Origin of the sequence: Arenibacter algicola (assembly GCF_000733925.1) — a bacterium.
GTDB lineage: Bacteria > Bacteroidota > Bacteroidia > Flavobacteriales > Flavobacteriaceae > Arenibacter > Arenibacter algicola.
Genome location: NZ_JPOO01000001.1, coordinates 2,012,049 through 2,026,417 on the forward strand (window position 1 = coordinate 2,012,049; position 14,369 = coordinate 2,026,417).

General features: G+C 38.6%; 14 protein-coding genes. 3 read left to right on the plus strand and 11 right to left on the minus strand.

Going from position 1 to position 14,369, the window contains the following annotated elements:
* Nucleotides 1-2 precede the first annotated feature (2 nt).
* The gene (locus U735_RS0108560; RefSeq protein ID WP_031443425.1) at nucleotides 3-371 is read right to left on the minus strand and encodes a DUF1456 family protein; all 369 of its coding nucleotides are present in this window, start codon (nucleotides 369-371) and stop codon (nucleotides 3-5) included.
* Between the two features lie 124 nt (nucleotides 372-495).
* Between U735_RS0108560 and U735_RS0108565 the strand changes: the two genes are divergently transcribed.
* Nucleotides 496-897, plus strand: a complete 402-nt coding sequence (locus U735_RS0108565) for a hypothetical protein (RefSeq protein WP_031443426.1) — start codon at nucleotides 496-498, stop codon at nucleotides 895-897.
* 125 nt (nucleotides 898-1,022) lie between these two features.
* Complete coding sequence (locus U735_RS0108570; RefSeq protein ID WP_031443427.1) at nucleotides 1,023-1,448, plus strand: Hsp20/alpha crystallin family protein; 426 nt, start codon at nucleotides 1,023-1,025, stop codon at nucleotides 1,446-1,448.
* 141 nt (nucleotides 1,449-1,589) lie between these two features.
* Here U735_RS0108570 and uvrB read toward each other — a convergent pair whose 3' ends face one another.
* From uvrB to U735_RS0108590, 3 genes are all read right to left on the minus strand, one after another.
* Nucleotides 1,590-3,578, minus strand: coding sequence for an excinuclease ABC subunit UvrB (gene uvrB / locus U735_RS0108575; protein WP_031443428.1), 1,989 nt, complete (start codon nucleotides 3,576-3,578; stop codon nucleotides 1,590-1,592).
* Between the two features lie 210 nt (nucleotides 3,579-3,788).
* Nucleotides 3,789-4,622, minus strand: a complete 834-nt coding sequence (locus tag U735_RS0108585) for an ABC transporter permease (protein ID WP_031443429.1) — start codon at nucleotides 4,620-4,622, stop codon at nucleotides 3,789-3,791.
* A 29-nt stretch (nucleotides 4,623-4,651) separates the two neighbouring features.
* Nucleotides 4,652-5,551 carry an ABC transporter ATP-binding protein gene (locus U735_RS0108590; RefSeq protein ID WP_031443430.1) on the minus strand — a complete coding sequence of 300 codons (900 nt, stop codon included), beginning with the start codon at nucleotides 5,549-5,551 and terminating at the stop codon, nucleotides 4,652-4,654.
* Between the two features lie 77 nt (nucleotides 5,552-5,628).
* Between U735_RS0108590 and U735_RS0108595 the strand changes: the two genes are divergently transcribed.
* Nucleotides 5,629-6,708, plus strand: coding sequence for a hypothetical protein (locus U735_RS0108595; RefSeq protein WP_031443431.1), 1,080 nt, complete (start codon nucleotides 5,629-5,631; stop codon nucleotides 6,706-6,708).
* Between the two features lie 141 nt (nucleotides 6,709-6,849).
* Here the strand turns inward: U735_RS0108595 and U735_RS0108600 are convergent, their stop codons facing one another.
* The 7 genes from U735_RS0108600 to U735_RS0108635 all read right to left on the minus strand — a co-directional run bounded on the left by U735_RS0108600 (nucleotide 6,850) and on the right by U735_RS0108635 (nucleotide 14,354).
* On the minus strand, nucleotides 6,850-7,908 hold the full coding sequence (locus U735_RS0108600; RefSeq protein WP_031443432.1) for a nucleoid-associated protein: 1,059 nt from the start codon (nucleotides 7,906-7,908) through the stop codon (nucleotides 6,850-6,852).
* Between the two features lie 112 nt (nucleotides 7,909-8,020).
* Nucleotides 8,021-8,518 (minus strand): IS1096 element passenger TnpR family protein, encoded by a 498-nt coding sequence (locus U735_RS0108605; RefSeq protein ID WP_031443433.1) that lies wholly within the window; start codon nucleotides 8,516-8,518, stop codon nucleotides 8,021-8,023.
* Between the two features lie 26 nt (nucleotides 8,519-8,544).
* The gene (locus U735_RS0108610) at nucleotides 8,545-9,579 is read right to left on the minus strand and encodes a COX15/CtaA family protein (RefSeq protein ID WP_031443434.1); all 1,035 of its coding nucleotides are present in this window, start codon (nucleotides 9,577-9,579) and stop codon (nucleotides 8,545-8,547) included.
* A gap of 265 nt (nucleotides 9,580-9,844) precedes the next feature.
* Nucleotides 9,845-11,269, minus strand: coding sequence for a CCA tRNA nucleotidyltransferase (locus tag U735_RS0108620; protein WP_031443435.1), 1,425 nt, complete (start codon nucleotides 11,267-11,269; stop codon nucleotides 9,845-9,847).
* A gap of 2 nt (nucleotides 11,270-11,271) precedes the next feature.
* Nucleotides 11,272-11,841 carry an L-threonylcarbamoyladenylate synthase gene (locus tag U735_RS0108625; protein WP_031443436.1) on the minus strand — a complete coding sequence of 190 codons (570 nt, stop codon included), beginning with the start codon at nucleotides 11,839-11,841 and terminating at the stop codon, nucleotides 11,272-11,274.
* A 6-nt stretch (nucleotides 11,842-11,847) separates the two neighbouring features.
* Nucleotides 11,848-13,671, minus strand: coding sequence for a CDP-glycerol glycerophosphotransferase family protein (locus U735_RS26125; protein ID WP_031443437.1), 1,824 nt, complete (start codon nucleotides 13,669-13,671; stop codon nucleotides 11,848-11,850).
* Nucleotides 13,668-14,354, minus strand: coding sequence for a phosphocholine cytidylyltransferase family protein (locus U735_RS0108635; RefSeq protein ID WP_031443438.1), 687 nt, complete (start codon nucleotides 14,352-14,354; stop codon nucleotides 13,668-13,670). Before U735_RS0108635 ends, U735_RS26125 begins: the two co-directional genes overlap by 4 nt.
* Between the last annotated feature and the right edge of the window lie 15 nt (nucleotides 14,355-14,369).

Here is a 14,369-nt window from a genome sequence, read left to right on the forward strand (position 1 = left end):
GATCAGGATTTTTTTTTGTTTTTGTACTTTACAGGGCTAATGTCGTGATCCATTTTCTTTTTCTGTTGCTCCTTGAATCCCGGTTTTTGATGTTTTTTAAAAATAGCCTCCTTTTTTGGCTTGGGCAAAGATAATTTTGGGTCTTTGGGATTCTCCCTGGTCCCACGATAATGTATCACCAAACCATTTAAAAAATTACGTAAAATTTGATCGCCACATTCTACATAGTTTGGGTGATCTTCTTTTCTGAAAAAAGCTCCCAACTCGCTTTTGGTAATTTTAAAATCGACTAATTTTAAAATTTCTACAATTTCATCATCCCGTAATTTTAAGGCAACCCTTAATTTTTTAAGAACATCATTATTGGTCATATGATAAATTTTTTGACAAGATATTACAAAAAATAGGATGTGGGACTAGTTTGGGATTACTTTCCTGCATCCGAAGACAAGAAATCAATGCTATTTAATGTAACTTAGTGTTAAACTGTAATTTATGAGTACGTATTTGGAGAAGCTGGGCATTCTTTCCCAAATGATTTCTTTTGCAAAGACAGACAAGGAAATCAAGGATTCGGAGTATAATTTTTTGCTGGGTGTAGCCAAGCAGTTGGAGGTCGATAAGGAAACCTTCGATTCCCTTTTTCATAAGAAAGTTGGAAAGGTATTGCTTAAATCCGAAGCGGAGCGCATCCTTCAATTTCATCGCCTGGTACTGCTTATGAATGTGGACAAGGAGCAGCATCTAGTTGAAATTGAACAGCTGCATAACATAGGACTTGGATTTGGACTTCCACAGGCCGCCATAGAGCAAGTTCTTACCGTAATGCACAATTATCCTGACAAGGTAGTTCCACCTGCTGTGCTGATCAATATATTTAAAGCTTATAACAATTGATAAAAAGCGACATAATGTCCTGTTATTAGGTCGGAATAGTGACACAATGGCATTAAAATGCAATCGGTATAACATTTGCCTTTTAGATCATGAGAATTTAAAGTATAACTTAAAATATAAAAGTCATGAGTCTAGTAAAAAGAAATAATGTTATGTTTCCTTCATTAATGAATGAAATTTTAAGACCAGATTGGTTTGGTGGTATAGATAACTTCAAGGAAAGTGTACCGGCTGCCAATGTTAAGGAAACCGAAACTGAGTATGTATTGGAATTGGCAATACCTGGAAGGAAAAAAGAAGATTTCAATGTTGAAATCGATAATGACATCCTAACTATTTCCTCTGAGGTAAAAAGTGAGGAAAATAAAGAGGATGATGGATATACCAGAAGGGAATTTACTTTTTCATCCTTTAAAAGGGTGTTTAGTTTGCCTGAAACTATTTCCTTGGATAAAATTAACGCCACCTACGAAGATGGAATCCTAAAATTTGTTCTTCCCAAAAAAGAAGAGGCATTGCCTAAGCCTAAAAGATTAATTGAAATAGCGTAAGCTTAAAAGTAGTTTTGTATCCAGTCGGATACATTATAGATTGGTTGGTTGATTTGAAAAGCGCTTTGAGAAATCGAAGCGCTTTTTGTTTTGTTAAATGCCCATGTAACCATTTCTCAATAAAATGCGCAAAATGGTGTTTTATTCCTGTTCCTGAAGCGATTTAATTTCGTCCCTTAACTTTGCGGCTTGCATAAAATCCAAGTCCTTGGCCGCCTTTTCCATAGCCTTTCTTTTGTCCCTTATCATTTTTTCCTTTTGTTCATTGGTAAGGTACAATAAGTCGGGCTCCGCTGCCTTCATTTCTTCTTTCTCAAAATGATAGGTGGAGACGGAATTTTTGGCCAAAACACTGTCCAAACTTTTGTTCAGTGCCGTGGGAGTAATATTATTTTCAAGATTATAGGTAGTTTGTTTTTCCCGTCTGTAGTTGGTCTCATCTATAGTTTTTTGCATGCTGTTGGTAATTTTATCAGCATACATAATGGCTTTTCCATTTAGATTCCTGGCTGCACGGCCCACCGTTTGGGTAAGGGATCTTGCACTTCTAAGAAAGCCCTCCTTGTCGGCATCCAAAATGGCCACTAGGGAGACTTCGGGTAGATCTAGCCCTTCTCGCAATAAATTCACCCCTATAAGCACATCAAAAACACCTTTGCGCAGATCCTGCATTATTTCAACCCTTTCCAAGGTATCCACATCACTATGTATATAACGACAGCGAACATTTATCCTGGTCAAATACTTGGCCAATTCTTCCGCCATTCGTTTGGTTAAGGTGGTGACCAATGTCCGTTCATCCTTTTCGACCCTCAATTGGATTTCCTCGATGAGGTCATCAATTTGGTTCAAGCTGGGGCGCACTTCAATGATGGGATCCAAAAGCCCTGTTGGCCTAATAACTTGCTCTACATAAACCCCTTGGCTCAATTCCAATTCGTAGTCTGCAGGAGTGGCGCTTACATAGATAACTTGATTTTGAAGGGCTTCAAATTCCTCAAATTTTAGCGGTCTGTTGTCCATGGCCGCAGGCAACCGAAAGCCGTATTCCACCAAATTTTCCTTTCTCGACCTATCGCCCCCATACATAGCGTGTACTTGTGGAATGGTAACATGGCTTTCATCAACAACCATCAAATAATCTTTTGGGAAATAGTCCAACAAACAGAACGGCCGGGTTCCAGGTTCCCTACCGTCCAAATATCTGGAATAATTTTCAATTCCTGAGCAATATCCCAGTTCCCGTATCATCTCCAGATCAAAATTTGTACGTTCTTCCAAACGTTTTGCTTCCAGGTGTTTCCCTATTTCTTTGAAATAATTCACCTGCAACACCATATCCTCTTGAATAAGGTGAATGGCATTCTGCAATACATCTGGGGAGGTAACGAACATATTTGCCGGATAAATATTCAGTTGTTGGTACTTCTCCAGTATTTTGTTCTTGTAGGGGTCAAAGGCCTCTATTTCTTCAATTTCGTCCCCAAAAAAATGAATTCTAAAGGCATGGTCGGCATAACTGGGAAATACGTCCACCACATCGCCCTTTACCCTAAAATTTCCATTCCTAAAATCGGCAGTCGTTCTCGAGTACAAGCTTTGTACCAACTGATGTAAAAATTTGGTCCTCGGAATAACTTGATCCTTTTCTATACCTATTACATTTTTCTGAAATTCTACGGGATTTCCTATACCGTATAAACAGGAAACGGAGGCCACTACCAAAATGTCCCTTCTGCCCGATAACAGGGATGAAGTGGCACTCAAGCGCAGTTTTTCAATATCCTCATTAATGGAAAGGTCCTTTTCTATATAGGTACCGCTTGAAGGTATATAAGCTTCGGGTTGATAGTAATCGTAGTAGGAGACAAAATATTCAACTGCATTATCGGGAAAAAACTGCTTAAACTCCGAGTACAATTGTGCAGCCAAGGTTTTGTTATGTGCCAATACCAAGGTAGGCCGCTGCACCTGCTCTATGACATTGGCAACAGTAAAAGTTTTTCCAGACCCCGTTACCCCCAAAAGGGTTTGGTAACGTTCATCGGCCTCAAGGCCCTCTTTTAATTGTTTTATAGCTTGGGGCTGATCACCTGTAGGTTTAAATTCGGAAACAACTTTAAATTTCATGAGCAATGCATTCAGGAACTCCTATAATTGCAATTTTATCTTTTTCCTTCCTGGATAAGAATAAAAAAATCATATTCGTTTTATGACCTAAAATTAATAAATAGTGGGCAATACTGAGGTGCTTCGGCAACTATTTGTAACCATTGTCGTATTATGTATGGTATTAGACTGTTAAAGGTGCAAAGGGAGATATGTTCTTGGAAATTGGCTTTACAAATCGCGTTTTTTGAGCAGGGCGTACGAAAGATATATAAAAATTGCCGTCCAACATCCTACAATCAAAATTTCATAAAAATGAACGGCATAGTCCTTATTGAACTGTTCACCCACTTGTTCTGCCATACTTTGTACAGCCTTAAATCTGGAAGCCGGCTCTTTGATCAGGTTGCTCATAGACTCCAAGGGGAGGAATTTCATAACGTAGGCCGAAGCTTCCTTGCCGGCAAGCCACCATACCAAAAATCGGATGGCTAAATTTTCAATGGCAAACCAAATAATTAAAAAGCCCAAAGCAAAGGCCGATCGTTTTACCAATATACCAAGGAAAAGACAGAAGGAAAAGAAACCCAACAGTTTTATAAAATAAGCCAATAAGTATTCCAAATCCGAAAATATGATGGATATCTCCGTGAAATCGGAATAAAAAAGCCCTAAAACCAATGAAACTATAAAAACAAAAAGGGTAGAAATGACGGAAAATGCAAAAACGGTCAAGAATTTAGAGGCGATAAATTCCTTTTTGCTCAAGCCATCTATTAAATTTTGTTTTAGGGTCTTATTGCTGTATTCGTTTGCCATCATAGATACAATGACTATAGCAAAAAAGAGCTTCAAACCACTTGCAATCCAGGTATTCAAGTGCCATATGTAAGGAAAATTGAAAATTCCCTGTTCGGCCACATGGAACTGAATGGGACCGATATCAAATTTTATTGCGGCCAACAGTGCCATACAGAGTATAAGGACGAAATAGGAAATGATTAGGACCTTACTCGCATTATTGTTCCATAATTTTATAAATTCTATCTGTAATAAACGTAACATATTTTATGCGTTTAAGGGTATTAAAGCGGTTAATCCTTATGATTCGTCAAATTAAGGAATTGTTCCTCAAGACTTTCTTTGCGTTTTACCAAATGGGATAGCACTATACCATTATTAAATAAGTCCTGATTTAGGGTGCTAGCGTTCATTTCTTCTTTCAAAATGGCGGTAATCAAACCATTTTCCTGCTTAATAGGGCCGAAACTGGCGTGTTTACTCAGGAATGTGACCAAAGCCTCTTCATCGATTGCCCTGAGTTCAAAGAAGCCATAACTGGTCAACATTTCGTCAACCGGTCCCGAATAGAGCTTTTCACCTTTTCTTAGGATTATCACATGGCTACAGACTTTTTCTACCTCGTCCAATAAATGTGAGGCTAACAGTATGGTAGTGCCCTGTGAGGCAATTTTTTTTATGATCTCCCTAATTTGATGTATTCCCTGCGGATCCAAACCATTGGTAGGTTCGTCCAAAATTAATATTTCTGGGTCGTTGAGAAGTGCTGAGGCAATGGCCAATCGCTGTTTCATACCTAGGGAGTAGGTACTGAACTTGCTGTTTTTTCGTTCCAGTAGTCCAACCATTTCCAATTTTTCTTCAATTTTATCTTGGGGAACTTCCTTGATTTTGCAGACCAATTTCAGGTTTTGTATGGCTGTCATATAGGGATAGAAATTGGGACGTTCAATGATGGCGCCAACTTTCTTAAGGGCGACGTGGGTGGAAATGGTTCCTCCAAACCATGAAAAATCACCAGCTGTTCTATTTACTACATTCAGTACAATTCCCAAGGTGGTCGATTTTCCGCTGCCATTAGGCCCCAAAATGCCATAAACATTACCTTTTTCAATACTAAAGGAAAGGTCTTTTACCGCGGTTAAGTATCCAAATTTCTTGGTAAGGTGGTTTACGGTCAGGATAGTTTCCAAAATGGGATAGATTTTTTAATTGTTTGTACTTACTTGACGAAGAAATCGTTATTTTGTTACAAATTAAAGTTTTTTCCATGTCTGAAAGATTAATGTCCAAGAAAAAGCCTGCATTTCCAGTAAATAAAAAATTGGATGCCTATTTGGAGCACTATAGCAGAAAAATTGAAATACCAATTTTTTATGAGGATCTGTTGCGTTTTTCTGGGTCTATTGTGGTATACGACTCCAATGAGGAGGACACCCTTTGGGTACGTGTATATTACAGCGAGTTTGATAGGACCGAAATCGATATCAGTCTAAAGAAAGTATATTCCATTCTACATTCCGATGGTAGCGATAGTATATTTCCATTTTTAAATGTAGATGCGGTGGACTATTGTACTTTTGGAAACTCCAAGCCCTTTAGGATCAAGGTTAGGAATATACTGAATGACAATTTCACTTATTTTTATGTAAAAAGGACCGATGCCTCCAGGATATACGGACTGGAACTGGAGCATATGTTGTCGCCCTATAACCTTAACTTCCTGGTCTACGGGGATACTTTGATAGAGGAGCATATTGCAGGTATTCCGGGAGATGTGTTTATCAAGGATTTTTTGCCGAAATGCAACGAATCGGAAAAATCCCAGTTGGCCAAAGAATTTGTCAAGTTTAACGAACGCTGTATGATCCGCCTTTTGGGGGATATGCGTTCATATAACTACGTAATTGTTCCTACCCACGATTTTGATCACGTGGTATATAAAATAAGGGCAATAGATTTTGACCAACAGTGTTATGAAGGAAAATTAAAAGTGTACAGGCCACAGTTTTTTAAGGAAAATTATAAAATGGTCATGTTGGTCAAGGAGAAGTTACAGCGTAATTCTGTGGATCAATATAAAATAGAGGAACGCTCCATTGTGGCCAAACGAATTTTGAGTTCAGGGAACCGTATCAAACGACTCATTTCCATAGTGAAGACCGATGATATATCCAATGACGATAATATTGCGGCCCTTTCACAGCATATTTATGATCTTACGGGAGATATAGACTTTAAAAAATGTAAGACCATGGGGGAAGTGCTGGCACTTGCGCTGGACTTTGTAAAAAGAAATTACGAGGATGTTAGTATGAAACAGATTATTGAGAACAAGATCAATCTTTAATATTTACCTATTCGATACCCAAGGGTAAACCCCTATAATAATACTAAACAAAAGAAGGCCGAAGCATATAACTTCGGCCTTCATCTGTTTATGATCTTAGACGCCCATTCAATGAAGGGGCCAGGTAACTTTCGTATTTGTCTAGCTTTTCTGTTCCTTGTTAAAGTAAACCAGGTAGTAGTACATTTGGCGCTCTTCGTCCCAGCCTTTTTCCACAAATTTTTGGGCCGATTCCGGATTTATAAAATCAAGTTTGATCTGGATATTGGTATCTAGGTTAATAACGTTCTTAATTTTTTTTCTGGCATCGGAGACCGCTTTGTTGGCAATGTCAAAAGTAGAGACATCCTCAATACTGTACTTGGGGCCTTTTTCTACTTTGTAGTGCTTAAATTCTGGTATCAATTCCGGGTTTTCCATAACCTCGTTCAGGAAATTGGTCTCTTCAAAAGAGTCATTTTTTGCAAAATGATTTACGGCCCTGTTCATAAACAACACCTCCTGTTGTTTGTCCTCGGCAGGCAAAACCACATCCTTGGCAAAGTTCTGGCAGAATTTCAAGTAGTTTTTTGTCTTAAAATTATCATCGGATAGGGCGTCGACCCCAAGAAAATTTTCCAACCAGTATTTGGTGTCGTAGCGATTGCTGTCCACTGATAGTACTTTGTAACCTTCTTCTTTATCGGTATTGAAAATAAGGCATCCCTTGTCCAATTTATTGATGTTGATGCCTTGCTGCACCAAAATATCCAGGCTATTTCCCTTTTCCTGAAATTGCAGAAAATCGTGTTTAAGCTCGCTTTTGAATATGCCCACGGCATTCACCTTTACATTATCCAACATTAGATCTGTAAGATAGGCAACGTAAACTTCACCGCTTTTGATGTGTGGATGGTTCGATTGGTCGAATAATTGGGTCGCTATTTTTTTTGAATTGGCATGAAGGCTACTTGGCTCATCAAAAATATCGGAAACAATTTTGTAGACCTCATTAAATTCAACGTCGGATTCATGGGAAAAATAATAGTAATTTTCCTCCTTTTCCCTGAAAGGTTTAAAGAAATATTCCTTTAATAGTCCCGTAGTTTCATCGTTAAGTGAAAATGGTTCCTCCGAGAGAAAAATTCCTTCGCTTTTATTTTTGTTTCCCACACGATGTATGGAAATAGTTTCAATTTGGGTAGGGTATAAGTTGATCATGGATAATGGAAAATGTTTAAGGTTTATTTGTGCTTAAAGTCTTGGTGAAGCTTTAACTTGATCAATTTTTGTAATTGACCAATACTACTTTGATTTACCGCTAGTGGAATAATCAGTTCCAGTTTTCATCAAAATCCAAATCTTCGTAATTGTCAAGGGTATTGTCAAAATCGAATTCGCTTTCATCCGCTTCAAACTTTTTTTCAGGCGGGGAGTCCGGCAATTCACCAAAACTGAAAAGGGTATTGGGATAGGTCTGTGCGTCTTCTTTTTCCACTATATCCGCCAATTCAACGAAGAAGGTCCACATACTTAAAAAGTCATAAACGTAAATTAGCTTTGGAGAGTGCTCTGTTAGTATGTCCTTTAACTGAATTTCATTCATTAAACGTACATCGGAGCCATTTTCACTCATATCAAATAAGGCAATTTCCTCATCTTGTCTCCACTCTTCATCGCAGGTGTAAAAAGACGCCATTTCATTTCCCAAAAAGCCAAAAGCTTGGGTAATGGCATTGTGAAGGTCTTCCATAGAATTGTTTTCCTCTATTTCGATATCCCTAAAAATATCTTCCTCTGCATCTAGAATTATCCTTATTTTGTATATCATTGGGTACTTTTTTTGTGGTGGCAAAGTTACAAAGTTTTCATGGTTTTAAAAGCATTTAGCGCTTCCAAAACCAAATAGAATTGAAAACCGAATAAAACCGATGCAAACACTAGATGTAATGGCTGTGTAGCAAAAGGAAAATCCAGATAGTACATGGCCATCCCTGAAATAACCTCCAAAAGCAAAAGTGCCAACACCCAATTTATTTTGGAATATCCGAGGTTTAATTTATAGATTCTTATGGCCAGGGCCAAGTTCAAAAGGACAACGACTATGGAAAATGACCGGTGGATGTAAAATGATAGCGTTGCATTATTGAGCCATAGGTTGGGGGCATCTTCGCCATAAAGATCGGTTTGTACATCTACAAACTGTCTTACCTGGGTACCTAAAACTATCTGGGCCAAGGTAGTCACAAGAACAAAGATGATTAGGTTTCTAGTTATTTTATCTGGCTTTAAGGACTTGATATTATTGCTGGTGGCTTGAATCAAGTATAGGATAAGCGCTACTATCAATAAGGCCATGACCATATGAATGGTTATTTTGGCCGGAGCCAGAACAGAATAAACCACAGTGGCGCCAAGCCATGCCTGAAAACCCATGGCGAACACTACGACCCATGAAAGTATGGTGATAAATCTCTGTTTTTTCCAGTAAGTAAAAGAGGCAATGGCCATTATTAAGGTTCCCAGCCCGGCCAAGGCACCAAATAGCCTATTGATGAATTCGGTCCAGGTGTGGAAAGGATTAAAAATAGCGTAGTCATGCTTTGTATAAGGAGCCCAATTATTGGCATTATAGGAAGAGGAGGTACTAAAATTTTCTTTGGCTACCCATAAGGCTTCGTCTATTATAATAACTTGACCTTTTTTGAATTCTTTTTCCGGTTGCCATTGCAATTCCTGAATGTCTGTAGGGGGTATATAATAACCGAAACATTTGGGCCAATCCGGGCATCCCATGCCGCTACCTGTCATTCTTACCACTGCACCGGCCACAATTACCAAGTAGACCAAAACCAGACTGATCTTGGCGATTTTTGTAAATTTTTTCTGCATTTGGATGTTTGAAAGAGTTCTGCAAAATTACCACTCTTTTCTTAAAAAAACCGCTATGGATAAGGGGAATTTATTAGAAGGATCAGTATTCCAAAAGTTGTATAGGCCTTGATCAGGGAGGCTCGAAGCAATCCTTCCTTTATGTTGGGGTCCATGTCCGAATACCCGGACCATTGGCTAGGGAATCTTAGGCTTGCCCTGAGATTAATTCCGTATACTTTCACGTATTAAACTCCTATTTGTTATGCCAAAAGTAAGGGAAGGCTTATTTAGATTTGAGCCCCATTTCCTTTCCTTTTTGTAACATTAGGGTGTGGGCGGCATGGTATTCATTGGGAATATCTCCTTCCAAAATAGCTTCCTTAATAGCTTCCTTGATCATGCCAATCTCCTTGGATGGTTTTAGGTTGAAAGTCTCCATAATTTCTTCGCCACTAATTGGGGGTTGAAAGTTTCTTATGTGATCCCTTTCCTCGACCTCTTCAATTTTTTGACGGACAATTTTAAAATTGTTCCTATACCTTTTTTGTTTTTTAGGATTCTTGGTAGTAATATCCGCCTCACATAGGGTCATTAAATCTTCTACATGTTCTCCCGCATCAAAAATAAGCCTTCGAACTGCCGAGTCGGTTACAAAATCCTCGGAAAGGACTATGGGCCTGGAACTCATTAGGACCATTTTCTGGACGAACTTCATTTTTTCGTTCAAAGGCAACCTAAGTCGCTTAAAGAGTTTGTAGACCATTTTGGATCCTACAAATTCGTGCGCATGGAATGTCCACCCAATTTTTTTATCGAATTTTTTGGTAGGGGCCTTGCCAATATCATGCAATAGGGCGGCCCAACGCAGCCAAACATTATCCGTATTTTCGGAAATATTATCAACAACTTCCAAGGTATGCCAAAAATTGTCCTTATGTCTTTGCCCTTCTATTTCCTCAATTCCTTCCAGAGCAACCAGTTCCGGCATTATAAAAGGCAAAAGTCCTGTTTCGTGGAGCAAGGAAAATCCGACAGAGGGTTTGCTACTTGCCAAAATTTTATGTAATTCGTCCACGATGCGCTCATTGGAAATAATTTTAATTCTTTCCTTGTTGTCCACAATGGCCTGTAACGATTCAGGATGAATTATAAAGTTCAACTGGGTTGCAAATCTTATGGCGCGCATCATTCGCAAAGGATCATCGGAATAGGTGATCGATGGGTCCAAAGGAGTTCTGATCAATTGTCTTTTTAGATCCCCAATGCCGTCAAAGGGGTCCAAAAGTTGTCCGTAGTCCTGTGGATTAAGTGAAATGGCCAAGGCATTTATGGTGAAGTCCCGTCTTTTTTGGTCATCTTCCAAGCTCCCATTTTCAACAACAGGTTTTCTACTGTCCCTATGGTAACTTTCTTTTCTTGCCCCAACAAATTCAATTTCAATGTCTTGAAATTTGATCATTGCGGTTCCAAAATTTTTAAAGATACTGACCTCCGAACTCCCCGGTAATTTCTTGGCGACCAATTTGGCCAATTCTATTCCGCTGCCAATGGCTACAATGTCTATATCTTTGTGGGTTCCCCTTTGTAGCAAATAGTCCCTCACAAAGCCTCCGATTACGTAGGAATCTAATGAAAGTTCCTTGGCGGCATCGGAAATGGTAGAAAATATTGGGTTGTTTATGGCCTCTTCGTGGTTTCTCTTCGTCATTCTTACTCTCGGATCACTTTTACGGTACCATCATTACCGAGCATAATAATGGAAGATGGAGTACTGTTAATTTTATCGCGGTCCAAATTTACTATATAGTCCACACCTTTTAAAATCTCATTGGATATTTCTTTGAAAGAATTGGGGGTTGGTTGCCCAGCTATATTTGCGGAGGTAGACACGATGGGCTTTTTAAATTTCTTTATCAGGTACTGGCAAAATTGATCATTAGCTACCCTAATGGCCAAGGTGTTGTCATTGGCGATTAAATTTGCGGCCACCCCTTTAGGGGAATCATAGACAATGGTTGTTGGTTTGGTAGCAAGGTCTATAATGTCATAGGCCAGTTCCGGTACTTTTTCTACATGCTGTTCCAGCATAAAATCATTGGCCACCAAACAGATCATGGTCTTGGAATTTGATCTTTGTTTTAGGGCATATATTTTTTCTACAGCTGCTGCATTGGTGGCATCACAGCCAATACCCCAAACGGTATCCGTAGGGTATAATATTAGACCTCCTTTAGTTAGAATATCATAGCATTGGTTTACCTCGGCAAGCAAATCTTTCATAATACTTTATCCTCTTAAATTTCTTAATCTTTTTAATTCCTTATATCGGGAATACACTCCCAATGCATTGAGATAACATATAATTACCCCTTTTTTTCCGTCGAGTATTCCAAATCTTAGAATATAATGATTGAAAAATTTGTAAAATGGGCGGAATACAAAGTGGTAAAAGTTGGGGGCATAATTCTTTTTAAGTTCCTCTACCGCTTTCATTTGTCCATACTTTATCATTTTGCCCTTATAGTCTTCATAATTTTTGTAAGAATAATGTACTAGCTTGTTTTTGAGCACATCGGACTCTCCGTCCACAACCAATGTTTCGTGTACTATTCTTTCCTCTGTAAAATGCACTTTGCTCTTTTTGAACAGTCTATAATTTTTATCGCTCTGCCAACCACTGAAGTGCAAAACCTTATTTATAAACATAAATGTTCGGTAAAAATAATAGGCATCTGCCGTTGGTTCTGAGGAATTAACGGTTGCTAAAATTTCATTTCTAAGTCGATCCGGAATTCGTTCATCAGCATCCAGGAAAATTACCCAATCATTGGTTGCCTGTTCCAGGGCGAAGGATTTTTGATCTGTATAATTTAAAAATGGTCGCTGTATCAATTTTACATTGGGATGCTCCTTGATCTTTTCGATGGTGCCATCCGTACTAAAGGAATCCACAACGATTATCTCGTCCGCAAACTTTACATTTTCCAGAACAGCATTGATATGGATATCCTCATTATAGGTAATGAGAATGGCAGAAATTTTATTGGTTTTTTCACCAATAAAGGGGTTTTTTGTAGGTTTCCCGAACATGGAATCTATTTTAAGCCTTCTGGCTAGGGACAGCTTCCTTTCTTCTGGTACTCCATGTATTTCAATGTATTCTTTGACCGCATTGACCATGCGAAGGGCCGACTTTCCATCCTGATACGGGTGGAACTGCATGTTTATGTAAGCTCTTTCCGCAGCGTGTGGGTCTAGGTTAAAATTGTCCAAAACTTTTTGGGTAAGACCAGTGTAAGATTTTGAGTTGTCCCACAACACCTTATCGGCAATATTCTTGAAGGATATTACCGGCTTGTCCAGGAGGATGAATTCATAAATTACGGATGAGGTGTCACTAACCAATATATCTGCCTGTATAAGCGATTTAATAATGTTTTTGTCCTCTTTGAAAAGTACATTGTTCACTTCATAGGACAGTCTTTTGTATGCCTTTATCCATTTTGGGTCCATAAGGTCATGGAATTTTATAAGGATAACATATCCCGTGGTCTCGGCAAGGTTTTTTATTTCCTGCAGTAGATAGGGGGCAGAGGTAAGGCTAGGGGAGAAGGTAGGGGCATAGAGCACAATTTTATCCGTGTTGAACTGCTGCAATATGGCCTTTTTTTCAAAGTCATACCTGTTTTTTTCAGTGCTATAAACATCTAATTTTGGCCATCCGGTCTCGATGACATCAAAATTCTTGTGTACTTTTTTTAACTCATTAAATTTATCCGTGAAGTACGGACCTTGTGTAAGGTACAGATCAAAATAGTGCCGTATCCTGAAATGGCCCTTTTTTTCACCGGCAAGTCCATGAAAAACTTGTACTTTTAATCCTCGGATATAATAAGGAACTTCATTTCCAGGAACGAAAATAGCATCACTTTTATAGAGTTGTAAATCTAAAGTGCGAACCGTATAATCTTCATTTTTATATGGAAAATTGTCCAAGAGTTTCCCGGATATATACCAAAGAAAGTCATGTCCCTGTTCCTGGAGCACATCCCGGATGGGGGCAAGGATGCCAAAGGCATATGCATTTTGGCAAAATAAAATTACTTTCATTTGCGAAATAGGGTATTGGCATTCTCCAAATCTTCCTTAAAATCAACTTCCATACAATTGTAATCGGAAATGTCCACAGCACTAATTTTAAGGCCGTCCTTTTCTATGGCCATCTCCAGACCTCTTTCAAAATAATCATTGTCATCACATTGTTCAAGTCTGGTGATAAAGCTTTTTATATCCTTGGCGGCTATGAAATTAATACCTACCGCCTCACCAAGTCCATTTTTCACCGTCTTGGACAATTTGTCAATAAAATTATCCTTCAATGTATATTTCACCTCTTCATCCGCAACTTTACTCGTGTTTACTGCTACAAACGATTGATTTTTGTTAATATAGGGTATCAGGACCGATAGGAGACTTACGTCAAAAACAACATCGCCATTGAGCCAAAGCACTGATTTGTCCCTATTTTTTCTAAGGGCTTTCAAAAGGCTTTTGGAAGTATTGGTCTGATCAAAAAATGGGTTGTATATATAGGTCAGTTCCGGAAAGCGTTCCATTATTAGATCTTTTTTAAAACCAACAACAACGTTAATGTCATCCAAGTCAAAGGTGTCATCCAAATTGTTGACCTGCATCTCCATAATACATTTTCCATTTTTTAAAGGTGTTAAAGGTTTGGGAAATGGATTCCCAAGTCTTGATCCAATACCTGCTGCTAAAATGACAATTTTCATGAGTTTTTAATTAAA